Origin of the sequence: Curvibacter sp. PAE-UM (assembly GCF_001432305.1) — a bacterium.
GTDB lineage: Bacteria > Pseudomonadota > Gammaproteobacteria > Burkholderiales > Burkholderiaceae_C > Hylemonella.
The window spans coordinates 1,452,396-1,476,262 of the sequence record NZ_KQ483358.1 but is presented as its reverse complement, the minus strand read 5'-3'; the positions used below and the strand labels follow the sequence as shown (position 1 = coordinate 1,476,262).

General features: G+C 65.9%; 23 protein-coding genes and 1 tRNA gene. 12 read left to right on the top strand and 12 right to left on the bottom strand.

Annotation, left to right across the window (positions count from 1 at the left end):
* Positions 1–43: 43 nt before the first annotated feature.
* On the top strand, positions 44–496 hold the full coding sequence (locus AO057_RS07250) for an acyl-CoA thioesterase (protein ID WP_057674997.1): 453 nt from the start codon (positions 44–46) through the stop codon (positions 494–496).
* Positions 497–531: 35 nt separating this feature from the next.
* Here AO057_RS07250 and AO057_RS07245 read toward each other — a convergent pair whose 3' ends face one another.
* The 4 genes from AO057_RS07245 to AO057_RS07230 all read right to left on the bottom strand — a co-directional run bounded on the left by AO057_RS07245 (position 532) and on the right by AO057_RS07230 (position 4,703).
* Positions 532–1,155 carry a Crp/Fnr family transcriptional regulator gene (locus AO057_RS07245; RefSeq protein ID WP_057674996.1) on the bottom strand — a complete coding sequence of 208 codons (624 nt, stop codon included), beginning with the start codon at positions 1,153–1,155 and terminating at the stop codon, positions 532–534.
* A 79-nt stretch (positions 1,156–1,234) separates the two neighbouring features.
* Positions 1,235–2,551: a glycerate kinase type-2 family protein gene (locus AO057_RS07240; protein WP_057674995.1), complete on the bottom strand. Its 1,317-nt coding sequence runs from the start codon at positions 2,549–2,551 to the stop codon at positions 1,235–1,237.
* Between the two features lie 81 nt (positions 2,552–2,632).
* Positions 2,633–3,580: a tripartite tricarboxylate transporter substrate binding protein gene (locus AO057_RS07235; protein ID WP_057674994.1), complete on the bottom strand. Its 948-nt coding sequence runs from the start codon at positions 3,578–3,580 to the stop codon at positions 2,633–2,635.
* A 49-nt stretch (positions 3,581–3,629) separates the two neighbouring features.
* Complete coding sequence (locus tag AO057_RS07230; RefSeq protein ID WP_057674993.1) at positions 3,630–4,703, bottom strand: tartrate dehydrogenase; 1,074 nt, start codon at positions 4,701–4,703, stop codon at positions 3,630–3,632.
* A gap of 154 nt (positions 4,704–4,857) precedes the next feature.
* Between AO057_RS07230 and AO057_RS07225 the strand changes: the two genes are divergently transcribed.
* From AO057_RS07225 to AO057_RS07215, 3 genes are all read left to right on the top strand, one after another.
* Positions 4,858–5,763 (top strand): LysR family transcriptional regulator, encoded by a 906-nt coding sequence (locus AO057_RS07225; RefSeq protein WP_371258265.1) that lies wholly within the window; start codon positions 4,858–4,860, stop codon positions 5,761–5,763.
* Between the two features lie 75 nt (positions 5,764–5,838).
* Positions 5,839–6,810: a Bug family tripartite tricarboxylate transporter substrate binding protein gene (locus AO057_RS07220; protein ID WP_057674991.1), complete on the top strand. Its 972-nt coding sequence runs from the start codon at positions 5,839–5,841 to the stop codon at positions 6,808–6,810.
* A 173-nt stretch (positions 6,811–6,983) separates the two neighbouring features.
* Positions 6,984–7,571: a hypothetical protein gene (locus AO057_RS07215; protein WP_205630002.1), complete on the top strand. Its 588-nt coding sequence runs from the start codon at positions 6,984–6,986 to the stop codon at positions 7,569–7,571.
* Positions 7,572–7,575: 4 nt separating this feature from the next.
* Here AO057_RS07215 and AO057_RS07210 read toward each other — a convergent pair whose 3' ends face one another.
* The gene (locus tag AO057_RS07210; RefSeq protein WP_057674990.1) at positions 7,576–8,490 is read right to left on the bottom strand and encodes a LysR family transcriptional regulator; all 915 of its coding nucleotides are present in this window, start codon (positions 8,488–8,490) and stop codon (positions 7,576–7,578) included.
* A 118-nt stretch (positions 8,491–8,608) separates the two neighbouring features.
* Between AO057_RS07210 and gcl the strand changes: the two genes are divergently transcribed.
* The 7 genes from gcl (at position 8,609) to AO057_RS07175 (ending at position 15,291) form a co-directional block, all read left to right on the top strand.
* Positions 8,609–10,375, top strand: coding sequence for a glyoxylate carboligase (gene gcl / locus AO057_RS07205; protein WP_057674989.1), 1,767 nt, complete (start codon positions 8,609–8,611; stop codon positions 10,373–10,375).
* Positions 10,376–10,440: 65 nt separating this feature from the next.
* The gene (gene hyi / locus AO057_RS07200) at positions 10,441–11,220 is read left to right on the top strand and encodes a hydroxypyruvate isomerase (RefSeq protein WP_057674988.1); all 780 of its coding nucleotides are present in this window, start codon (positions 10,441–10,443) and stop codon (positions 11,218–11,220) included.
* A 17-nt stretch (positions 11,221–11,237) separates the two neighbouring features.
* Positions 11,238–12,140: a 2-hydroxy-3-oxopropionate reductase gene (gene glxR / locus AO057_RS07195; protein WP_057674987.1), complete on the top strand. Its 903-nt coding sequence runs from the start codon at positions 11,238–11,240 to the stop codon at positions 12,138–12,140.
* A gap of 131 nt (positions 12,141–12,271) precedes the next feature.
* Positions 12,272–13,987 (top strand): response regulator, encoded by a 1,716-nt coding sequence (locus AO057_RS07190; protein WP_057674986.1) that lies wholly within the window; start codon positions 12,272–12,274, stop codon positions 13,985–13,987.
* 28 nt (positions 13,988–14,015) lie between these two features.
* Positions 14,016–14,103: transfer RNA gene (locus AO057_RS07185), tRNA-Ser, on the top strand.
* Positions 14,076–14,480, top strand: coding sequence for a recombinase family protein (locus AO057_RS07180; RefSeq protein WP_082605447.1), 405 nt, complete (start codon positions 14,076–14,078; stop codon positions 14,478–14,480). The genes AO057_RS07185 and AO057_RS07180 overlap by 28 nt, the downstream gene beginning before the upstream one ends.
* 37 nt (positions 14,481–14,517) lie before the next feature.
* Entirely contained in the window at positions 14,518–15,291 is a 774-nt protein-coding gene (locus AO057_RS07175; RefSeq protein ID WP_057674984.1) for a hypothetical protein, read from the top strand.
* Between the two features lie 65 nt (positions 15,292–15,356).
* Here AO057_RS07175 and AO057_RS07170 read toward each other — a convergent pair whose 3' ends face one another.
* The 7 genes from AO057_RS07170 to AO057_RS07140 form a co-directional block, all read right to left on the bottom strand.
* A complete protein-coding gene (locus tag AO057_RS07170) occupies positions 15,357–17,858 on the bottom strand; it encodes a bifunctional diguanylate cyclase/phosphodiesterase (protein ID WP_057674983.1) in 2,502 nt (833 codons plus the stop codon).
* A 118-nt stretch (positions 17,859–17,976) separates the two neighbouring features.
* On the bottom strand, positions 17,977–18,636 hold the full coding sequence (locus tag AO057_RS07165) for a CBS domain-containing protein (protein ID WP_057674982.1): 660 nt from the start codon (positions 18,634–18,636) through the stop codon (positions 17,977–17,979).
* Positions 18,637–18,676: 40 nt separating this feature from the next.
* Positions 18,677–19,873: a radical SAM family heme chaperone HemW gene (gene hemW / locus AO057_RS07160; RefSeq protein ID WP_057674981.1), complete on the bottom strand. Its 1,197-nt coding sequence runs from the start codon at positions 19,871–19,873 to the stop codon at positions 18,677–18,679.
* 2 nt (positions 19,874–19,875) lie between these two features.
* Positions 19,876–20,478: an RdgB/HAM1 family non-canonical purine NTP pyrophosphatase gene (rdgB, locus tag AO057_RS07155; protein ID WP_082605446.1), complete on the bottom strand. Its 603-nt coding sequence runs from the start codon at positions 20,476–20,478 to the stop codon at positions 19,876–19,878.
* Positions 20,475–21,203, bottom strand: coding sequence for a ribonuclease PH (rph, locus tag AO057_RS07150; protein ID WP_057674980.1), 729 nt, complete (start codon positions 21,201–21,203; stop codon positions 20,475–20,477). Before rph ends, rdgB begins: the two co-directional genes overlap by 4 nt.
* 46 nt (positions 21,204–21,249) lie before the next feature.
* Positions 21,250–22,170, bottom strand: coding sequence for a PP2C family protein-serine/threonine phosphatase (locus AO057_RS07145; protein WP_057674979.1), 921 nt, complete (start codon positions 22,168–22,170; stop codon positions 21,250–21,252).
* Entirely contained in the window at positions 22,167–23,177 is a 1,011-nt protein-coding gene (locus AO057_RS07140; protein WP_057677202.1) for a serine/threonine protein kinase, read from the bottom strand. Before AO057_RS07140 ends, AO057_RS07145 begins: the two co-directional genes overlap by 4 nt.
* Positions 23,178–23,254: 77 nt before the next feature.
* Here AO057_RS07140 and AO057_RS18215 point away from each other — a divergent pair.
* On the top strand, positions 23,255–23,867 hold a 613-nt coding region (locus AO057_RS18215; RefSeq protein WP_240480747.1), incomplete at its 3' end, for a YicC/YloC family endoribonuclease.

The window sequence follows — 23,867 nt, the reverse complement described above, 5'->3', positions numbered from 1 at the left end:
CGCATCCGGCCCCTCCTCGCGGGGGGCTTTTTAATTTCCTGCCATGACCGACATCTCCTCCCCCCAACCCCGCACCGTCGTCTACACCCAGCGCGTCGAGTTCGGCGACTGCGACCCGGCCCGCATCGTCTGGTTCCCCAATTTCTTCCGCTGGATCGACGCCGCTTCGCGCCACTTCTTCATCCAGTGCGGCGTGCCGCCCTGGCACGAGACCGAGAAGGCCACCGGCATGATCGGTACGCCGCTGGTGGACACGCACGCGCGTTTCGTCAAGACCGCGAGTTATGGCGACACGCTGCAGATCCACACCCACGTAGCGGAATGGCGCGAGAAGAGCTTCGTGCAGCGTTACCAGATCAAGCGCGAAAACCAGGATGGCTCGGTGGACCTGATCATGGAATGCGACGAGGTGCGCATCTTTGCCGCGCACCGCCAGGACGGCAAGGGCATCCGTGCCGTGCCGATACCGGCCGACATCAAGTCTTTGTGTTCGTGAATGCAAAAGCCGCCGGACCGGGCGGCTTTTTTCTGTCAGACCCCGGCCAGCAGGCGCAGGCCCCCAGGATCCAGCAGATTGAGCACGCGGCCGGTGCCGCTGATCAGGCTGCGCTCACGCAGATGGCGCAGCACACGCGACAGCGTCTCGGGCGCAATGCCCAGCTGGGCTGCGATCAGGCGCTTGCGCTGCTCCAGCGGCACGGCCAGGGCCCCCTTCTCGCCGGGTTGGGCATGGCGCAGCAGCCATTCGGCGCAGCGCGCCTCGGCGTCCTTGGCCAGCCGGCTCACGGCCAGTTCGGTCTGGCGCCGATGCGCCGTGGCCACGTCCTGCAAGACAGTCCGCGCCGCCACCGGCATGGCTCCCAGCGACTGGCGAAAACGCGCCAGCGGAATACGCCGCAGCACCACCTCGGTTTCGGCCACCGCGTCCACGACGCTGGGCAGGCCCAGCACGGCGGCGGTGGCCTCCAGCCAGAACGGCCCCTGGATCTCGCCGAGCTGATGCGCCAGGACTTCGCCTTCCATCACACCCAGCGCCACGCGACCGGACTCCACATACATCACCGCGGTGGGCGTGCTGCCACGCTTGAGCAGCACGGCGCCCGCCGCCGCCTTGCGGCGTTCGGCACTGGAGTCCATGAATTCGGGTGGCAACATGGAAGCCACTGTGCCGCCCCGCCGCCCCGCCGACCTTGAGCCAAGTCAAAGACCGAGCACGAAAGCCGGCCGGCAAGACCTACAAAACCAGCAAGGCCCGGAAATCGTTCACATTGGTATGGGTCGGGCCGGTGACCACCAGATCACCCAGGAGCTGGAAGTAGCCATAGGCATCGTTGCGGTCCAGGTAACGCTCGACCTTCATACCCTGCGCCTGGGCCCGGGCCAGCGTGCCGGGTTCGACCCAGGCGCCGGCGTTCTCTTCCATGCCGTCGATGCCGTCGGTGTCGGCCGCCAGGGCCCAGACACCCGCCTGCCCCTGCAGGGCCAGCGCCAGCCCCAGGCAGAACTCGCCGGCGCGGCCACCCTTGCCGCGCTGCTCGCCCGCGGGCACCGGGCGCACCGTGACCGTGGTCTCGCCGCCGCTGAGGATGACGCAGGGTTTGGCAAAGGGCTGGCCATGCTGTGCCACCGCGCGCGCCAGGGCAGCATGCACCTTGCCCACCTCGCGCGACTCACCCTCCATCTCGTCGCTGAGGATGTAGGCGTTCAGGCCAGCGGCGCGCGCCGCCTCGGCTGCCGCTTCCAGCGACTGCTGGGGCGTGGCGATCATGTTGACCTGATGCCCCTGGAAGATGGGGCTGCCTGGCTTGGGCGTTTCCAGTGCGCCTTGTTCGAGCGCAGCCTGTACCGGGGCCGGCACCTCGATCCGGTAGCGCTTCAAAATTGATAGCGCATCGGCACAGGTGGTGGCATCCGGTACGGTGGGGCCGCTGGCAATGACGGAAGGGTCGTCCCCCGGCACGTCGCTGATGGTCAGCGTCACCACCTGGGCGGGGGCGCAGGCCGCGGCCAGGCGCCCGCCCTTGATGCGCGAGAGGTGCTTGCGCACGCAGTTCATCTCGCCGATGTTGGCGCCGCTGGCCAGCAGGGCCTTGTTGATGCGTTGTTTGTCTTCCAGCGTCAGGCCTTCGGCCGGCAGCGTGAGCAGGGCCGAACCGCCGCCCGAGATCAGGCACAGCACCAGGTCATCCTTCGTCAGGCCCTGCACCAGTTGCAGGATGCGCTGCGAAGCCGCCAGGCCGGCGGCATCGGGCACGGGGTGCGAGGCCTCGATGACCTCGATGCGCTGCGCCAGCCCGGCCGGGCGCGGCGGCGTGTGGTGGTAACGCGTGACCACCAGGCCCGACAGCGGGGCTCCGGCCGGCCACAGGGCCTCCACCGCCTGCGCCATGGCGCCACCGGCCTTGCCGGCGCCGATGACGACGGTGCGGCCCTTGGGCGGCTGGGGCAGATGGGCCGCCGTGTTGTGCAGCGGCAGGGCGCGCCGCACGGCGGCGTGGTAGAGGTGTTCGAGGAACTGGCGGGGCTGGGCGATCGGGTCGGGGGCAGTCATGTGAAGTCTCCTGCCTTCTATTGTGACGTCGTAACCCGCCTGTAATCGCACGGGCCCGGACCGCCCCGCCCCCCGTCCGGCTTATTTCTTGCCCAGGCCCAGCTGCTGCGCGCCCTCGGTGTACAGGCTGACCTTCTCCTTCATGAAGGCGTCCATCTGGTCGACCCCGACGTTGATCAGCTCGAAGCCGGCACGGGCGGCCAGCTCCTTCATCTCCGGGTCGTTGTTGAGCGCGGTCCACAGGTCGGAGATGCGCTTGCGTGCCTCCGGCGGGGTGGATTTCGGGACCCCGATGCCGCGGTAGGCGCCATCGACCCAGTTCACGCCCAGCTCCTTGAAGGTCGGCACGTCGGGCATCAGCGGATGGCGCTTCTCCATGGCCACGGCCAGCGCGCGCAGGCGGCTCTTGTTGGCGATGGCGAAGGGCGTGTAGGTCATGGCGCCGTCGATCTGCGAGCCCAGCACCGCCGTGGCCATGTCCCCCGTACCCTTGTAGGGGATGTAGTTGGTCTTGACGCCGAAGGCCGCGTTCAGCCGCTCATGCGCGGCGTGGTTGGCCGAGTTCAGGCCGGAGCCGCCCAGGTTGAGCTTGCCCGGATCGGACTTGGCCATCTTGAGGAAATCGGCAAAGCTCTTGATCGCGCTGGTCTCGGGCACCACCAGGATGTCGGGGGTGTAGTGGAACCAGAACACCGGCGTGATGTCCTGGGTCTTGTACTGCACCTGGCCCTCGAGGGGCTGGAACACGATGTGCGGCAGGTTCACGCCCACCACGTTGACGCCGTCGCCGGGCAGCTGGTTCATCTGGCCCCACATCAGGCCGCCGCCGGCGCCGGCCTTGTACTGGATGATGGTGTCGATCGCCGGGCAGCGTTTCTTCAGCGTGACCTGCTGGTGGCGCGCCGACAGGTCGGACTCGCCACCCGGCGGAAAGGCCTGCCAGTACAGCAGGTTCTTGTCCGGACAGGCCTGTGCCCATGTCAGGGAGGACAGCAGGCTCAAGCCGAAAGCACAAAGCAGTTTCTTCATGGTAGGTCTCCTCTTGGTGTTGTCACAAACTCTGTCCGCCAGACGCCGCTCAGGCCGCCGCGGCGATGCGCGCGCAGGTGGCCGCGGTCACCTGTTCGGTCCGGGCGCTGCCGCCCAGGTCGCCCGTGTGCAGCGATGGGTCGGCCGTGACCGACTCGATCACCCGCATCAGCAGGGCGGCGGCGGCGGGCTCGCCCAGGTGCTCCAGCAGCATCACGCAGGACCAGAAAGTGCCCACGGGATTGGCCAGGCCCTTGCCCATGATGTCGAAGGCCGAGCCGTGGATGGGCTCGAACATCGAAGGGTAACGGCGCTCCGGGTCGATGTTGCCGGTGGGGGCGATGCCCAGGCTGCCGGCCAGCGCGGCGGCCAGGTCACTCAGCACGTCGGCGTGCAGATTGGTCGCCACCACCGTGTCGATGGAGGCCGGCTTGTTCACCATGCGCGCGGTCATGGCGTCGACCAGCTCCTTGTCCCACTTGACGTCCGGAAACTCCTTGCTGATCTGCAGCGCGATCTCGTCCCACATCACCATGGCGTGGCGCTGCGCGTTGGACTTGGTCACCACGGTCAGGAACTTGCGCGGGCGCGACTGCGCCAGCTTGAAGGCGAAACGCATGATGCGCTCGACACCGGCGCGCGTGAGGATGGAGACATCGGTCGCCACCTCGATCGGGTGGCCCTGGTGGGCACGGCCGCCCACGCCGGCGTACTCGCCCTCGGAGTTCTCGCGCACGATGACCCAGTTCAGATCCTCGGGCCGGCAGCGCTTGAGCGGCGCGTCGATGCCAGGCAGGATGCGGGTGGGGCGCACGTTGGCGTACTGGTCAAAACCCTGGCAGATCTTCAGGCGCAGGCCCCACAGCGTGATGTGGTCAGGGATGTGGGGATCGCCGGCGGAACCGAACAGCAGGGCGTCCTTGTTGCGCAGATCGTTCAGGCCGTCGGCCGGCATCATCACGCCGTGCTGGCGGTAGTAATCGCCGCCCCAGTCGAAAGAAGTGAACTCGAACTTGAAGGAGCCGAGCTTCTGGGCCAGGGCCGCCAGCACGGTCTGGCCGGCCGGGATCACTTCCTTGCCGATGCCGTCACCGGGTATGCATGCAATCTTGTAGGTCTTCATCCGTTTTCCTGTTTCATCGGGTCCGGCACGCCCTGCGCGCGCCTGAGCCACGATGGGCACTGTAGAGATATCCAAACGCCATGAATCAGGATAAAGTTATGTCACTGTTTACTTTGAGTTAACAATGACGGCCACCACCTCCTCCCCTTCCGAAATGGCCTTCTTCAGCCTGCTGGCCCGCTGCGGCAGCTTCTCCGGTGCGGCACGTGAAATGGATGTCCCCCCCCCCGCCGTGAGCAAGCGGCTGGCCCAGATGGAGGCGCGCCTGGGCGTGCAACTGCTCAACCGCACGACCCGGCGCGTGAGCCTGACGCAGGAGGGCGAGATCTACCTGCAGCATGCGCGCCGCATCCTGGTGGACATCGAGGACATGGAGCGCCTGGTCGGCAACGCCATCGCCACGCCCAAGGGCCTGCTGCGGGTCAACGCCACGCAGGGTTTTGGCCGCAGCCACATCTCCCCGCTGATTTCGCGCTTCACCAAGCAGCACCCCGAGGTCCAGATCGAGCTGCAGCTCACCGTCAACCCGCCGCCGCTGAGCGAGGACGCCTTCGACGTCTGCATCCGTTTCGGCGAACCCCCGGATGCCCGCGTGATCGCACGCCAGCTCGCCCCCAACCGCCGGCTGCTGTGCGCCGCCCCCGCCTACCTGGCGCAGCACGGAACACCCCGGGTGCCGCATGACCTGACGCGCCACAACTGCATCGGCATCCGCCAGGGCAACGATGGCTACGGCATCTGGCGCCTGAGCGCGGGCAAGCAGACCGAATCCGTCAAGGTGCGCGGCAACCTCAGCACCAGTGACGGGGAAATCGCGGTGAACTGGGCGCTGGATGGCCACGGCATCGTGATGCGCGCCGAATGGGACATCGCCAAATACCTGCGCAGCGGCCGGCTGCGCCAGGTGCTGGAACACTGGCAGACGCCGCCCGCCGACATCCATGTGGTCTATCCCCAGCGCCACCAGCTGTCGGCACGGGTGCGGGCCTTCGTGGACTTCCTGGCCCGGCACTTCGAGAAGTCGTCCACCCGCGCGGCCGGACTGGTGAGCGACTGGTGAACCGCGCGGGCCAGGTGCCTGCGTACTAAACTGGCGGCTCAGAACAACATCCATTTCATCAAAAGAGACAAGCACATGAGCCCACGCCGCCATATCCTTCGCTCCCTGCTGGCCACCACCACGCTGCTGGGCGGCCTGGCCGCCGCCCAGGTCTACCCCGCCAAGCCCGTCACCCTGGTGGTGCCCAACCCGCCCGGCGGCTTCGTCGATGCCTCGGCCCGCCTGCTGAGCGAGCCGCTTTCGCGGGTGCTGGGCCAGTCGATCGTGGTGGACAACAAGGGCGGCGGCAGCGGCAACGTGGCCTATGGCCTGGTGGCGCGCGCCAACCCCGACGGCTACACCCTGCTCACCTCCTACTCGGCCTACCACGTGGGCAACCCCGCCCTCAGCCCCAAGCTGCCCTGGGCGCAAAAGGACCTGGCCCCGGTGGCATTGGTCACGGTGGCCACCAACGTGATTGCCGTGCACCCCTCGGTGCCGGCCAACACGCTCTCCGAATTCATCGCCTACCTCAAGGCCAACCCGGGCAAGCTGAGCTACGCCTCGCAGGGCAACGGCTCGCTCTCGCACATCGGCACCGAGATGTTCAAGGGCCAGACGCGCACCAGCATGGTCCACATTCCCTACCGCGGCTCCGGCCCGGCGGTGCAGGACGTGCTGGCCGGCCAGGTGCAGGTCTTCATCACCACGCCACCCTCGGTCATGGGCCATATCCAGGCCGGCAAGCTCAGGGGTCTGGCGGTGGCCGGCAAGGCGCGCCACCCCGGCATTCCCAACGTGCCCACCACCGACGAAGCCGGCCTCAAGGGTTTCGAGCTCGAAGCCTGGGTTGGCATCTTCGCACCGGCCGGCACGCCACCCGAGGTGGTGGCCAAGCTCAGCAGCAGCATCAAGCAGGCCATGGAGCAGCCCGAAACCAAAACCCGCGCCAATGCCGCCGGCATCGAGATCCGCTACCTGCCGCCCGAGGCGCTGGACGCCCTGGTCAAGCGCGAAACCACCTTCTGGGCCAAGACCATCCGCGAGGCCGGCATCACGGCCGACTGAGATCAGCCGCCACGCTGTTGCACCCCGGGCACACATCCGGGGGGCAAGGGCCGGAAAACCGGCACCCGGGGCCCCGACTTTGTAACAGTTGCTGACATTTGTGGCACAGTAGGCGCATCACTGCCTGCAGGCCGCACCCCGTTGGGAAAACGGGTCCGGCCGACCCCTATCCCATGAGCCAGATCCGTCGCTTTCGCCAATTCCTGTCCATCGCCTGTGCCCTGCTGCTGACGGCCCTGGTGGCCGGCTGTGCCACCGCGCCCGCCCCCAGTGCCAGCGTCGCACCGTCCGCCCCGGTGATCGCCCTGCCGCAAGCCCTGCCGCCCATGGGCCCGGTATCCAGCGCCGACACCGTCATCGACTACCGCCTGGACGCGGCCTACCACCTCTACGACAAGAACAACAACCGCATCTTCAAGGGCGTGATGCCGCACTTCCTCTACGCCATCGGCGTGCTGGAACTGCAGGTGGACAGCCGCGGCAACCTGCTGGCGCTGAACTGGATGCGCGCGCCCGAGCACGCCCCCGAGGTCATGGCCGAGATCGAGCGCACGGTGCGCCAGGCCGCCCCCTTCCCGGCGCCGGTGCGCCTCGGTAGCGCCAGCTACATCGAGACCTGGCTGTGGGATGCCAGCGGCAACTTCCAGCTGCACACCCTGAGCGAAGGCCAGGGCCCCAGGAACCAGCCGCGCCGTACCATGCCGCCGAACCCGAATACCGTGCGGCTGGTCTCCGGCCCGGCGGCTGCAGGCAGCCAGTAAATTCTCACGCCTTCGGTAAATCGTCCCACCACCTCTCGCCCAGGCGCGACTGCAGGTAGGCGATGAAGGCCAGCACCTTGCCCGGCACCAGCTTCGGGCTTGGGAACACCGCGTGGATCTCCTGCTCCGGCAGCGTGTGCCCACGCAGTACCTCCACCACATGACCTGACTTCAGCGAGTCGCTGGCCACGTAGTGCGGCATGGCTGCGATGCCGAAGCCGTTGCGCGCCGCCGCCAGCACCGCCGACAGGTTGTTGGAACGCAGCCGCCCGGCCACGGGCACGGTGAGAGTCTCGCCCTTGGGCGTGGTCATGCGCCAGACGTCGTCACCCAGCACGCTGCTGTAGATCAGGGCCGGATGCCGGCTCAGGTCGTTGGCCTGTTTGGGCACACCCTGCTTGCGCAGGTATTTGGGTGAGGCCACCATCAGCCAGGGGTTCACGCCCAGGAAACGCGCGCCCAGCGTGGAGTCGGCCAGCTTGCCCATGCGGATGGCCAGGTCGATGCCGTTGGCGACCAGGTCGATGTAACGGTCCTCGAAGCTCAGGTCGATCTGCACCTGCGGGTGCTTGGCCATGAAATCCAGCGCCAGCGGCGTGACCACGCGCCGCCCGAAGGCCACCGAGGTGCCAATGCGCAGCAGGCCCTGGGCCTGGGTCTGGCGCAGGCGAACGATGTTGTCGGCCTCGTCCGACTCCCGCACGATGACCTTGCACTTCTCGTAATACAGCGCGCCCGACTCGGTGACGCTGACACCCCGCGTGTTGCGGTTGAGCAGGCGCACCTTGAGCCGCTCCTCGATGGCCGCGACCAGTTTGGTCACGGTGGGCTGGGTGATGGCGAACTCCTTGGCCGCCTTCGAGAAGCTGCCCGTCTCCACCACCCGCACATACACCTCCATCGCATGCAATCGATCCATCGCGCTCACCCTATTTATTCCGATATGGAATAGATGTTATGGACTCCAGCCATCTTCCGCAAGTGCCCGGGAATTTTTACAGTCCGGCATCGATTTTGATATTCAAGGAAAACTCCCCATGGCCAAAATGAAAGCGATCGAAGCCGCCGTCTGGGTGATGGAAAAAGAAGGCGTCACGCAAGCCTTCGGCGTCCCCGGCGCTGCCATCAACCCGCTGTACGCCGCCATGCGCAAGCAGGGCACCATCAGCCACATCCTGGCGCGCCACGTGGAAGGCGCCTCGCACATGGCCGAGGGTTACACCCGCGCCAATGCCGGCAACATCGGCGTGTGCATCGGCACCTCCGGCCCGGCCGGCACCGACATGATCACCGGCCTGTACTCGGCCCAGGCCGATTCGATCCCGATCCTGTGCATCACCGGCCAGGCCCCGCGTGCCCGCCTGTACAAGGAAGACTTCCAGGCGGTGGACATCGAGTCCATCTCCAAGCCCGTGACCAAGTGGTCGGTCACCGTGCGTGAGCCGGCCCAGGTGCCGCGCGCCTTCCAGCAGGCCTTCCACCTGATGCGCTCGGGCCGCCCGGGCCCGGTGCTGATCGATCTGCCCTTCGACGTGCAGATGGCCGAGATCGAGTTCGATCCCGAGACCTATTCCTCCCTGCCCGCCTACAAGCCGGCCGCCACGCGCGCCCAGGTGGAGAAGGCGCTGACCATGCTGAACGAATCGGCCAAGCCGCTGCTCGTTTCCGGCGGCGGCATCATCAACGCCGATGCCTCCGACCTGCTGGTGGAGTTCGCCGAACTCACCGGCGTGCCGGTCATCCCCACCCTGATGGGCTGGGGCACCATCCCTGACGACCACCCCCTGATGGCCGGCATGTGCGGCCTGCAGACCAGCCACCGCTACGGCAATGCCACGATGCTGGCGTCCGACTTCGTGCTGGGCATCGGCAACCGCTGGGCGAACCGCCACACCGGCTCGGTCGAGGTCTATACCAAGGGCCGCAAGTTCGTGCACGTGGACATCGAGCCCACCCAGATCGGCCGCGTGTTCTCGCCCGACTACGGCATCGTGTCGGATGCCAAGGCCGCGCTGGAACTGTTCGTGCAGGTCGCCAAGGAGTGGAAGGCCGCCGGCAAGCTGGCCGACCGCAAGAGCTGGGCCGCCGAGTGCCTGGAGCGCAAGGCCACCCTGCACCGCAAGACCGACTTCGACAACGTGCCCATGAAGCCCCAGCGTGTCTACCAGGGCATGGTGGAGGCCTTCGGCAAGGACGTCTGCTACGTCAGCACCATCGGCCTGTCGCAGATCGCCGGCGCGCAGATGCTGCACGTCTACAAGCCGCGCCACTGGATCAACTGCGGCCAGGCCGGCCCGCTGGGCTGGACCGTGCCCGCCGCCCTGGGCGTGCGTGCCGCCGACCCGAGCCGCAAGATCGTGGCCCTGTCGGGTGACTACGACTTCCAGTTCATGATCGAGGAACTGGCCGTGGGCGCGCAGTTCAAGCTGCCCTACATCCACGTCGTGGTGAACAACTCCTACCTCGGCCTGATCCGCCAGGCACAGCGCGGTTTCGAGATGGACTACTGCGTGCAGCTGGCCTTCGAGAACATCAACACCCAGGGCGACCCGGTGGCCCAGGGCTACGGCGTGGACCACGTCAAGGTGGTCGAGGGCCTGGGTTGCAAGGCCATCCGCGTGCACAGCCCGGCCGAACTGGCCCCGGCCATTGCACAGGCCGAGGCGCTGATGGAGCAGTTCAGCGTGCCGGTGGTGATCGAGGTCATCCTGGAGCGCGTGACCAACATCGCCATGGGCACCGAGATTGACAATATCATCGAGTTCGAGGAAACGGAAAACCGTCGCGTCGGCGCGCCGGCCTGAACCTGAGAGCCTGAGAACCCGGGGCCGGCAATGCCGGCCCTCTTTGATATGGATGGAGTAAAAAGATGCCCAAATTTGCAGCCAACCTGACCATGCTGTTCAACGAAGTGCCCTTCCTGGAGCGCTTCGCGGCAGCCAAGGCGGCCGGCTTCGAGGCAGTGGAATACCTGTTCCCCTACGCCTTTGACAAGAACGAACTGGCCAGCCTGCTCAAGACCCATGGCCTCAAGCAGGTCCTGCACAACCTGCCGGCCGGCAACTGGGACGGCGGCGAGCGCGGCATTGCCTGCCACCCGGACCGCATCGTGGAATTCCGCGAGGGCGTGGAGAAGGCGATCGAGTACGCCCAGGCCCTGGGTTGCCCGCAGGTGAACTGCCTGGCCGGCAAGCTGCCCGCCGGCGTGAGCCGCGAGCAGGCGCAGACCACCTTCGTGGCCAACCTGAAGTTCGCCGCTGACAAGCTCAAGGCCGCCGGCCTGCGCCTGCTGATCGAGCCCATCAACAGCTACGACATCCCCGGCTTCTTCCTGAACACCACGGCGCAGGCCGCGGCGGTGCTGGACGCGGTGGGCAGCGACAACCTGTACATCCAGTACGACATCTACCATGCCCAGCGCATGGAAGGTGAACTGGCCGCCACCGCGCAGGCCTACCTGCCGCGCATCGGCCACATCCAGCTGGCCGACAACCCGGGCCGCAATGAGCCGGGCACCGGCGAAATCAACTATCCTTTCCTGTTCCGCCACCTCGACGCCATCGGCTACACCGGCTGGATCGGCTGCGAGTACAAGCCCCGCACCAAGACGGTCGAGGGCCTGGGCTGGATCAAGACTTTGACGAAATAAGAGACGAGAGAATCGACATGACCAAATCCGGACTGAAATTGGGCTTCGTGGGCCTGGGCATCATGGGCACCCCCATGGTGATGAACCTCATCAAGGGCGGCCACGTGCTGTTCGTCAACACCCGCAGCAAGGTGCCGCAGGAGCTGGTGGACGCCGGCGCCACGGTGTGCACCACGCCCGCCGGCGTGGCCGAGCGCGCCGACATCATCTTCACCATGGTGCCCGACACCCCCGACGTGGAGAAGGTGCTGTTCGGCGAGAACGGCATCGCCAAGGGCCTGTCCAAAGGCAAGGTCGTGGTGGACATGAGCTCCATCGATCCGATCGCCACCAAGGAATTCGCCAAGAAGATCAATGCCCTGGGCTGCGACTACGTGGACGCGCCGGTCTCCGGCGGTGAAGTCGGCGCCAAGGCCGCCTCGCTGACCATCATGGTCGGCGCCGACGAGGCCGTGTTCGACAAGGTCAAGCCCCTGTTCGAACTGATGGGCAAGAACATCACGCTGATCGGCGGCAACGGCGCCGGCCAGACCTGCAAGGTGGCCAACCAGATCATCGTCGCGCTCAACATCGCTGCCGTCAGCGAAGCGCTGGTGTTTGCCTCCAAGGCCGGCGCCGATCCGGCCAAGGTAAGACTGGCCCTGATGGGCGGCTTCGCCGCCTCACGCATTCTCGAAGTGCACGGCGAGCGCATGGTCAAGCGCACCTTCAACCCGGGCTTCCGCATCGCGCTGCACCAGAAGGACCTGAACCTGGCCCTGCAAGGCGCCAAGTCGCTCAAGATGGCGCTGCCGCAAACCGCCAACGCCGCGCAGCTGATGCAGGCCTGCGCCGCGCTGGGCCACGACCAGGCCGATCACTCGGCCCTGGTGAAAGCCATCGAAGCCCTGGCCAACCACAAGGTCGCGCCCGACGCCTGACCTGATGCAGGGCACACGCCCTGCATCGCCACAGACACAACAGCCCCGGTTCGCGTCAGCGGACCGGGGCTGGTTGCTTGGTGACATCGGGGCTATCATCCCCGCATTCCTTACCTGAGACCGGTCCGCGCATGGCGCTGTACGACGACGATCTTTCCAACACCCGGGCGCTGGTCGTTGACGGCAACCCGACCTCGCGCGCCATCCTGGTCAACCAGCTGCGCGAGTTCGGTGTCGGCGCCGTGGAGCAGGCCACCCGCTCCATCGATGCGCGCAAGGTGCTGGAACTCAAGACCTTCGACATCGTGCTGTGCGAACAGTATTTCCAGCCCGGCACCCCCACCGGCCAGGACCTGCTGGACGACCTGCGGCGCAACCAGCTGCTGCCCTTTGCCACGGTCTTCATCATGGTCACCGGCGAGGCCACCTATGCCAAGGTGGCCGAGGCCGCCGAATCGGCCCTGGACGGCTACCTGATCAAGCCGCACACCGCCACCCGCCTGGCCGAGCGCCTGTACCAGGCGCGCCAGCGCAAGGCCGCGCTGGCCGACATCTTTGCCGCCATCGAGGCCGAAGAGTTCGAAAAAGGCGCGCGGCTGTGCCTGCAGCGTTTCGAGGCCCGCGGTCCCTTCTGGCTCTATGCCGCGCGCATCGGTGCCGAGCTGCTGATGCGCATCGAGGACTATGCCCAGGCCCAGAAGCTGTACGAAGCGGTGATTGCCGCCAAGACCATGCCCTGGGCCAAACTGGGTGTGGCGCGCGCACTGCTGGACAACGGCGAGCCCACACGCGCCATCAGCACGCTGGAAAACCTCATCAGCGACGACCCGCGCTACGCCGACGCCTACGACGTGCTGGGCCGCGCCCAGTTCGAGCTGGGCAACCATGAGCAGACCCTGGCCGCCTACCGCATGGCCTGCGCGGTCACCCCCTTCTCCATCTCGCGCCTGCAGAACCTGGGCCTGATGATGTACTACAGCGGCGACCGCGTGGAGGCCGAGAAGATCCTGGGCCAGTGCGCGCGCCTGGGCCTGGACTCCAAGATGTTCGACTGCCAGACCCTGGTGCTGCTGGCCTTCGCGCGGCTGGAGTGCGGCGACCGCAAGGGCCTGCAGCACTGTCGCGACGATTTCGTCAAGCTGATCGACCGCGACGAGAAAAACCCGCGCCTGCAGCGCCAGGCCGCCATCGTCGACGCGCTCATCCTCATCATGGACCGCCAGTTCGCGCGGGCGGTGGAGGCCGTGCGCGCGCAGGCGGGCAAGGTCAAGGACCCGGCCTTCGACTTCGAGTCGGCCACCAACCTGCTGGCCCTGATGGCCCAGCTGGCCAACAAGGCCATCCAGCTCGACGACGTTGAACCCGCCGTCGACGCCCTGGGCTTGCGCTTTTCCACCGGCCGCTCCATGAGCGAGCTGCTGGCCGGCGCCGCCGGCGTGCACCCGGCCTATGCCGAACGCCTGCGCACGGCCAGCGCGCACGCGCTCAAGCTGGCCGAGGCCGCCATGGCCCTGAGCCTGGGCGGCGACCCGGCCGGCGCCGTGCGCAACCTGCTGATCCATGGCAACGAGACACTCAACGCCAAGCTGATCGAGACGGCCCACCTGGTGCTGCAACGCTACGGCGCCAAGATCAGCGACGCGGCCGAGCTGCAAGCCGCCGTACAGCAGTGGCGCACCAGGAACGGCAACCCCAACCTGCGCGCCGCACTGGGCGAGCAGGGCCGGCCCGCCGGGGGCTTGAGCCTGCGCACCGCACGCAAGGCCGACGGCTCGCCGGCCGCCCTGTTTGCGGCTGCCGCTGTACGCGAAGCAGAAAGCGATACCGGGGACGAGACCGCCAGCTGACAGGCCCAGACGCTAGAATCGGTGTTCCGGAGGTGTGGCAGAGTGGTCGATTGCACCGGTCTTGAAAACCGGCAACGGGCAACCGTTCGTGAGTTCGAATCTCACCGCCTCCGCCAGTCATAAAAAGCGCAGCACATGCTGCGCTTTTTTATTGACGCACCTTGAACAACGCTTGATCGACTTGCTGCAGATTCTCGACCACATCGAGCAAGCCAGCGTTACCTCACACGACTCGACCGAGCCCATCGACACAAAGACGCTGGCCGGCCACATGATGATGCAGATGCTCGGCTCCTTCGCAGAGTTCGAGCGCGGCGTGCACTGCGACCGGGCGAGGACGCTAACCCCGGAAGACGAAGCCGACCTGGTGCGACTCTGGAAGCAGGGCATCTACACGATGGACACCCTGGCCAAGATCTTCAACATTCACCCATCAAGTGTGAAGCGGGCCATCTACAGGGTTTACAAACCTGGACACAGCAGCTTAAAGTGAGCAGCGCAGTGCAAGTTGAACTCAACAAGGGGGAGCCATGTCTGAAGAATTAATTCACAGAATCGCCGAACAGATTGTCAAGCAGCAACTGCATCTTCAATGGTGGTACTACATACTATTTTTCGCGCTATCAATTGTTGCCGCCTACTGTGGCTCCTATGCGAGTGGCCTCGCCAAAAAGAGAGGCGAACTCTCCGCCATTGCTGACAAATTTGACGAAGTGCAACGGCAATTGAAAAGCAACACAAAAGTAGTTGAGGATGTCAGAGCCGAGGTTCTGCATCATGACTGGACACTCAGAGAGTGGAAATCTCTACGGCGCGCCAAGCTTGAAGAGCTCGTTCTATGCTCGCTGGCTATTGAAGAGTGGCTTGATTCCGCTCACGACAACAGCATCATGTTTAAAGAGGTGGAAATTGGACCGTCACCAGTCGAAAAATTGCAAGTCCTTCTGAGGCTGTACTTCCCCGAAATGAAGACTGAAGGGAACGCACTCATTTCCTCCACTCGCGCCTTATATATTTTCATCCTTGAATACGGTCAGCTGCTGAGTCCGCATCATTTCGGGAGCAAAAAAGCGCATTTGAAGAAGGACTACGACAAAGCTGAAGAATATTTAAAGCAGCTGGAGTCTATTCGAGAAAAATACATAGCTGATCGCGCTCAGAAATTTATAGGATTCTGGACAGACAAGACAAAATTTGAAGAGCGTGCCCATGAAATTTTGCTTGAAATCATGGGGATTAAGGTTTCGTTGACGGAAGCCGCATCTGGCAGAACTCGTGAGGGTCAGCAAGAACAAACGCTGTGAGCATAGCCAAGCTTGATGGCTGTTGTTCGAAAGCCACCGCTTCCGCCAGACCAGCGCTCACCCGCTCAGGCGGGCTGATTCAAGGGCGTACAGACCGGCTCCGCCACCGCACGGCGCAAGAACTCCGTCACCTCCGATGCCGGCATGGGCCGGGCAAAGTGATAGCCTTGCGCCTCGTCGCAGCCGTAGCGGCACAGGCTGGCCACCATCTCTTCGGTTTCCACGCCTTCGGCAATGGTCTTGAGGCTGAGGCTGTGCGCCATCTGGATGACGGCGCGTACGATGGCTGCATCCTCCTCGTCCTTGCCCAGGTCGCGCACGAAACTCTGGTCGATCTTGAGCTTGTCGATGTCGAAACGCTTGAGGTAAGACAGGCTGGAGTAGCCGGTGCCGAAGTCGTCGATGGAGAGCTTCACCCCGATCTGCTTGAGCCGCTTGAGGCTGGCCAGCACGCCCTCGGCGTTCTGGATCAGGATGGACTCGGTCAACTCCAGCTCCAGCAGTTGGGGTGACAAGCCGGATTCCTCCAGCGCGCGCAGCACCGACTGCTCGACATCACCGCGCTTGAACTGCACGGCCGAGAGGTTGACGGCCATGGTCAGCCCCGGCAGGCCCTCGCGCTGCCAGGCCATGGCCTGGCGACAGGCTTCACCCAGCACCCAGACACCGATGGGCACGATCAGGCCGCTCTCCTCGGCCACCGGGATGAAACGGGCCGGCGGAATCAGGCCGCGCTCGGGGTGGCGCCAGCGCAGCAGTGCCTCCACACCGATGACAACGCCGCTGGAGAGATCGAACTGCGGCTGGTAGTGCAGGGCGAGTTCGCTGCGCTCCAGCGCACGGTGCAGGCCGTTGCGCAGGCTGAGGTGTTCGAAGGCCTCCACGTTCATGGCCGCATCGAAGAAACGGTAGGTGTTGCGGCCGGCCTGTTTGGCCTGGTACATGGCCACATCGGCCTTCTTGCGCAGGGTCTCCAGATCGCCGCCGTCGTCGGGGTAGATCGCCACGCCCATGGAGGCCGAGGTGACGATTTCCTGCCCCCCCAGCATCACCGGCTCCTGCAGACTCTCCATCAGGGCGGAGGCCAGCAGGGCCACGTCATCGGTGTGCCGCAAGCCGGGCATCAGCACATAAAACTCGTCACCGCCCTGGCGGCTCACCACATCCACGTCGCGCGCCTTGGCCCGCAGGCGCCGGGCCACCTCGCGCAACAGGGCATCGCCGCTGTCATGCCCGAGGATGTCGTTGATGCCCTTGAAGTTGTCCAGGTCCAGCAGCAGCAGGGCGGCCCGCGCCTCGGGGTACAGGGACTGGGCGGTCAACTGCGTAAACTGCTCCTGCAGCAGGCGGTGGTTGGGCAGGCCGGTCAGCGTGTCGTGATAGGCCAGGAACTCGATACGCTTCTCGGCCGCCAGCTGTTCGGTGATATCGCGTCCCACGCCCTGGTAGCCGAGGAACTCGCCGTCCTCGCCGAAGAGGGGGCTGCCATTGGCCGCCAGGGTGCGGACCTTGCCGGGTGCCACCTCGACCTGGTAGACAAAATCCCGGAAAGGTTCGTGCCGCTCCAGCTGTGCACGGTGCGCCTGCCACTGCTCGGGGCTCACTCCCAGCACGGGCAATTCCCAGCGGGCACGGCCGAGCATGGCTTGCATCTCCATGCCATTGAACGACTGGGACACCTGGGTGAAACGGAAGTTGCGATCCTGCTCCCAGTAGCCATCGACCGACAGCTCGGTCAGCGCCCGGAACCGACCTTCGCTCTTGCGCAGGGCTTCGTAAGGCTGGCGGATCGCCAGCACGAAGACGTTCTGGTAGAGGAAGGCATAGGACACGATCTTGAAAACGTGGCCGAAGATGTTCAGGAAATCCGAAGGCGCCTTGTAGTTGGAAAACACGATCTCGCCCATGGCCATGACCAGGCAGGACGAGGCAAAGGCAAAGGAGCGCTGGCGGTTGTCCGCTCCCGCGCGGTAGACAAAAAGGAGGGCCAGCACCACATAACCGATGAACAGGCCGTACTCATAGTTGCGCTTGAAGGTCGTGACACCGCTGCCGGTGACGAAAGTGGTCGGCACCCAGTCCATCCCCCAGGTTCCCAGCCAGAACAGGGCGGCGCTCGACACGATGGCGATGCCCAGCCAGAGGTAGCGCGAGAGCTGCAGGCGCAGGCGCAACGCCACCAGCAGCAGCGTCAGCAGCACGAGGGTGCGGCCGGCCAGCCAGAAGAAGATGGCGCGGGGCGTGGAGCTTTCGGTGACCAGCCTGGGCATGCCGTCATAGGTCAGGGCATGCACCAGGTCCACGAAGGCCACCACGGTGAAGCCGGCCAGCAGGATGCCCGACTCGGGCCTGCTCTGGTGCTTGATGTCATGCCAGGAGACCACCACGATCAGGATGGCGACGATGACGGCAAACAACTCCAGCAACAGGTGCAGCTGCAGCATGCCGGAAGCCCGGTCTTCGAACAAGGGGAAGGGCGGCAAGGCCATGGCCACCATGAACACCAGCACGGCCGGCAGAAAATACCAGGCATCGCAGCGCCAATAGGTCTTCAGGTTTGCGAGCACCGAATGTGTCTCCCCGTCATGGTTCGAGTGCGGTCATCTTGCGACGTTCCATCTGGACACGACAGGCAGGGCCTGTTGATCGCTGGATGGTAATCGATGGCGCAGCGGCTTTCCAGACTCAGCTCCACAGATCCAGCGGTGGATCGTGCACTACCGCACGCAGGATGTCGCTGCGCGAGATGAAACCGGTGACCTGCCCCTCTTCGGCCACCACCGGCAGGCCCGGCAGCCGGGTATCGAGCAGCACACGCGCAACACGGCGCAGGTCGATGTCCTCGGACACCGCCGGCACCGGGCTGAGCATGACGGCCGAGACCGGCTGCATCAGCAGGGCGCGCCAGACCAGGCTGGGCGCATCGGGCTGGGGCAGGCGTTCCAGGTTCAGCAGTTCGGCGCGGGTCAGCAGACCCACCAGCTCGCCCTGCGCATTGATGACGGGCGCCTGGCCCAGACCGGCACTGCCCAGCATCTGCCAGGCCTGCAGCACGGTGAGTTCCTGCGTGACGGTGGTGGCGCCCCGGCTCATGACATCGGCCACACGGGTCAGCGGGTGCCGTGGCGGCGGGCCGCCGCTGGCCTGGGCATACGCCGACAGGGCGGCGCCCGCCAGGGTTCGGGGCGGCGGGGCCTCGTGGCCGGTCACGGCGCTGACGGCCGGGGTGGTCTGCTGGGCTTCAAGCCGGCGTGTACGCGTGACCGCGCGCAGGGCCTCGATGCGCCACAGGTCTTCCATGGCGCCCTTGAAGATGCGCCCGCTTTCACCGTAGATCGAGAACATGCCGGCCCTCCTGCGCTGCCTGCACCGACTATAGCCGGCGTCAGGCGGGATCGGGCAGGAACAGGCTTTGCAGGTCGCTGAGGAAGTCGAAGCCCAGCGCGGTCGGCTGCACACGCTGCAGGTCGCGCGTGATCCAGCCCTTGCGTTCGGCTTCTTCGAGCTGGCGCGCGATGGCCGTGATGGCCAGGCCGGTACGCTCGCTGAACTCGCCCAGCGCGAAACCCTGGCGCAGACGCAGGGCGTTGAGCATGAACTCGAAAGGCAGGTCGGCGCGCTTGATCTCTTCTTCCTGCGCGACGGCGTTGCCGGCCAGCGCACGCTCCATGTACAGGCGCGGCTCGCGCGTGCGCACCTGGCGCACGATGCGGTGCGCAAAACTGATCTTGCCGTGGGCGCCGGCGCCGATGCCCAGGTAATCACCGTACTGCCAGTAGTTCAGGTTGTGACGGCAATGGTGGCCGGTACGCGCATAGGCCGAGACCTCGTAGCGCTGCAGGCCGGCCAGGCCGGTGCGCTCGGTGATGATGTCCAGCATGGCGTAGGCGGTGTCGTCCTCGGGGACCTGCGGCGGGTGCTTGGCGAAGTAGGTGTTGGGCTCGATGGTCAGGTGGTAGATCGAGAGATGGGGCGGCGCGAAGGCCAGGGCCTGGTCGATTTCCTGGCGCAGGTCTTCCAGGCTCTGGCCCGGCAGCGCGTACATGAGGTCGAGGTTCCAGGTGTCGAAACTGCGCGCGGCCTCCTCCAGCGCGGCGATGGCCTGGGCGCTGTCGTGCACCCGGCCGATGCGCTGCAGGTGCGCGTCCTTGAAGCTCTGCACGCCCACCGACAGGCGGGTAACACCGGCGTCGCGGAAGGCGCGGAAGCGCTCCTTCTCGAAGGTGCCGGGGTTGGCTTCCAGGGTGATCTCGCAGTCGGCCGAGAGCTTGAGCCGCGCGCGGATGTCGGACAGCAGGCGGGCGATGGACTCGGGTGCGAACAGGCTGGGCGTGCCACCGCCCAGGAAGATGCTGTGCACGCTGCGGCCCCAGATCAGCGGCAGCGCGCTTTCCAGATCGGCCACGAGCGCGTCGAGGTAACGCTGCTCGGGCATGTCGGCGGCACGCATCTCATGCGAGTTGAAATCGCAATACGGGCACTTCTTCAGGCACCAGGGCAGGTGCACGTAGAGAGAGAGCGGCGGCAGGCTGGCCAGCTGCAGCGTGCCGGGGCGCAGGTAGTGCTGGATGTCGTGGGGCATGGCTAAAGCCAACGCTCGCGGATCAGCTCGACCATGGCCCGGGCAGCGCGGCCGCGGTGGCTGTTGGCGTTCTTGACCTCGATCGGCAACTGCGCGAAGGTTTGCCCGAACTCGGGGATGAACATCACGGGGTCGAAACCGAAACCGTTCGTGCCCAGGCGCTCACGCGCGATCTCGCCACTCACACGACCCACGGCCACCAGCGGCTCGGGATCGTCGGCCGAGCGCAGGGCCACCAGGGTGCTGACCATGGCGGCGCGGCGGTTGCTCACATCCTTCATCTGCTCCAGCAGGGCCGTGACGTTGTTGTCGTCACCCTTGGCGTAACCGAACTGCGTGGCGTAGTAGGCCGTGTCGACACCCGGCAGGCCGCCGAAGGCGTCCACGCACAGGCCCGCGTCGTCCGCGATGGCAGGCAAGCCGCTGAGTTTCGCGGCATGGCGTGCCTTGGCCAGCGCGTTTTCCAGGAAGGTACGAAACGGCTCCTCGGCCTCGGGGATGTTCAGCTCACCCTGGCGCACCAGCTCCAGGCCGAGCGGCGCCAGCATCTCCTGCAACTCGCGCAGCTTGCCCGAGTTGTTGGAGGCGAGAACGATTTTTTTCACGACTTCAGCGCCTCGTCCTGCAGGCGCACCAGTTCTTTGACACCCAACTCAGCCAGGGCCAGCAGGCGGTCCATCTCCTGGCGGCTGAAGGCCGCGCCCTCGGCCGTGCCCTGCACCTCGATGTAGTGGCCGGCGCCGGTCATCACCACGTTCATGTCGGTGTCGCAGGCCGAGTCCTCGGTGTACTCCAGGTCCAGCAGGGGTGTGCCCTGCACGATGCCCACCGAGATGGCGGCTACATGACCGCTGATGGGCGAGGCGGTGAGCTTGCCGGCGGCCAGCAGGGTGTTGACCGCATCCTGCGCGGCGACAAAAGCGCCTGTGATGGCCGCGGTACGGGTGCCGCCGTCGGCCTGCAGCACGTCGCAGTCCAGCGTGATGGTGCGCTCGCCCAGTTTCTTCAGATCGAAGACGGCACGCAGGGAACGACCGATCAGGCGCTGGATCTCCTGCGTGCGGCCGGTCTGCTTGCCGCGCGCGGCCTCGCGGTCGCTGCGGGTGTGGGTGGCGCGCGGCAGCATGCCGTATTCGGCCGTCACCCAGCCCTCGCCGCTGCCCTTCTTGTGCGGCGGTACGCGCTCTTCCACCGAAGCGGTGCAGAGCACACGCGTGTTGCCGAACTCGATCAGCACCGAGCCTTCGGCGTGGATGGTGTAGCTGCGCGTGATGCGCACCGGGCGCAACTGGTCGGCAGCGCGACCGCCGCTACGGGAATAAGCACTCATGTTTCGGATCCGGAAAAAATAGACGCAGCCGTCGGCACCGGGCCGCTCAGCTGTTGCGTCGGGCTGCCGTGCGGCGGATGGCTTCGTTGATCTCGGCGATCGAGCGTTCGATGGCCTCGTCGTCCAGGTCCTCGACCAGGCCTTCCACACCGCCCGCCTGCACCGTGGAGGCAAAGACGCCGTCGTTGATGCTGTCGGTGGTGACACTGCCGCGGGTCTCCTCGAAGCCGTCGGGCGTCTCCCACTCCATGGCGATCACGGTCACGTTGTCGCTGCTGGCGCCCGCCTTCTCAAGTGCCTTGTCCACCAGATCGGGCACGGCGCGCGCCACCTGCTTGAGGCCGAGGTCGTAGACGATCTCGACGTCGGACAGCGCGCTCCACAAGCCATCGGAACACAGCAAAATGCGGTCGCTCTGCTGCAGATTGATCGGCCCCATGACATCGAACACCGGATTGGCCGGCGAACCGAGGCAGGTGAAGAGCACGTTGCGATTGGTCTTGTCACCGTTCTTGGCGCCGGGCGGCACTTCGTCCTGGCGCTGCTCCATATAGGAATGGTCGCGTGTGCGCGCCAGCATCTCGCCGTCGCGCACCATGTACAGGCGTGAATCGCCGCAGTGCACCCAGCACACGCTGTCACCCTGGATCAGGGCGGCCACGAAAGTGGTGCGCGGGGTGTCCAGCATGTTCTTGCTGGCGGCATAGGTGAGGATCTGGCGGTGCGCCAGCAGGATCGACGAGGCCAGGAAGGCCCGCGGGTCCTTGATGCCGGTCTTGGTCTCCTGCTGGAAGGCAGCCGAGACCACCTGCAGCGCCAGCTGGGCCGCCACCTCGCCTTCCGGGTGACCGCCCATGCCGTCGGCCAGCAGGAACAGCGCGGCATCACGCGTGTAGCAGTAACCCATGCGGTCTTCGTTGGTGCCACGCCCGCCCTTGCGGCTGATCTGGAAAACGGAAAATTTCATTTCGGCTTGACGGCAACGCCGCCCGTCACGCTTTTGACGCTCTTCTTGGTGTCGGCCACCATCGTGTCGAACTGCAGGCGCATCTTCTCGGCCATGCTGAGCTTGGTGTAACGACGCTCACCCTCGCGGCTGAGTTCTTTCTGCAAGGCGAACACCGATTGCGGGCGCGACAAGGGGTCCAGCGCCATCGTCCATTCCACCACCTCGATCAGGTTGTCGGAGTAGACGCCGCGCAGGCGTGCCAGCGCGGTGGTCAGGCGGTCTTTCTCCAGGCGCTGCGGCGCCTCGTTGGGCGGGTAGCCCTGCATGCAGGCGTAGATGCAGGCGCCAATGGCGTAGATGTCGGTCCACGGGCCCATGGCGGCGTCGCGCCGGTACATCTCGGGCGCGGCGAAGCCAGGCGTGTACATGGGGCGGATGAAGTTGCCTTCCTTGCTCAGCACCTCGCGCGCTGCGCCGAAGTCGATCAGCACCGAGCGGTTGTCGTCGGTAATGAAGATGTTGGCCGGCTTGATGTCCAGGTGCAGCATCTTGTGCTGGTGCACGATGCGCAGGCCGCGCAGGATCTCGTCGAACAGCGAGCGGATGGTGGATTCGCGAAACACCTTCTGCTGCTTCTGGTCGCGCGCGGTGATGATGAAATCCTGCAGGGAGGCGCCCTCCAGGTAGTTCATCACCATGTAGACGGTCTCGTTCTCGCGGAAGAAGTTCAGCACGCTGACCACCGAGGGGTGCGAAATCTGCGCCAGCGAGCGGCCTTCCTCGAAGAAGCTCTTGAGGCCGAGACGATAAAGGGACAGCTTTTCGGTCGTGACCTGGGGCAGCAGTTCGCCGGGCCCTCGGGCCACGAGGGAAGCGGGCAGGTATTCCTTGATGGCAACCTGCTGGCCCTCCGGGTCGATGGCCAGGTACACCACGCCAAAGCCTCCGGCCGCCACCTTGCGGACAACGCGGTAACCGCCAATCTGGGTTTCCGGGGACAGGGGTGCTGGTTTGACCTTGGACATCATTCTGGTGGGGCTGCCCCGATGACCGGGCCCAATCCGGTTATTCTCGGGGTCGTTATACAGATCAAGAATACGCCATGCCAGTTTACAGCATGACCGGCTACGCCAGTGCCCAGCAGGGCGCCGCCACCGGCACCGACAGCCCCTCCGCCCCCGTCCGCCTCGGCCTGGAAATCCGTTCCGTCAACGGCCGCTTCCTCGATTTCAGCCTGCGCCTGTCCGAGGAGCTGCGCACGCACGAGCCCGCCCTGCGCGAACTGGTGCAGGGACGGCTCAAACGCGGCAAGGTCGAACTGCGCGCTTTTGTCGAATCCACCGTGGCCGGCAACGTGGCCGAGCCCAGCCCGCGCCTCTTGCAGCGCCTCAACACGCTGCAGGACAGCGTGAAGTCCTGGCTGCCCGAGGCCCGGGGACTGAGCGTGGCCGACATCCTCAAGCTGGCCTCCGGCGAACAGGGTGCCGGCCAGGACTGGGGCCCGGCCCTGCAGGCCCTGGCGACCGAAGCGCTGGACGCCCTAGTGCAGGCCCGGGCGCGCGAAGGCGCACGCCTGGCCACCATGCTGCTGGGCCACATCGCCCAGCTGCGCCAGCTGGCCACCCAGGCCGGCCCCATGCTGCCGCAGCTGGTGGAACAGCAGCGCCAGCGTTTCCTGGAGCGCTGGCAGGAGGCCATGGCCCTGACCGATGGCG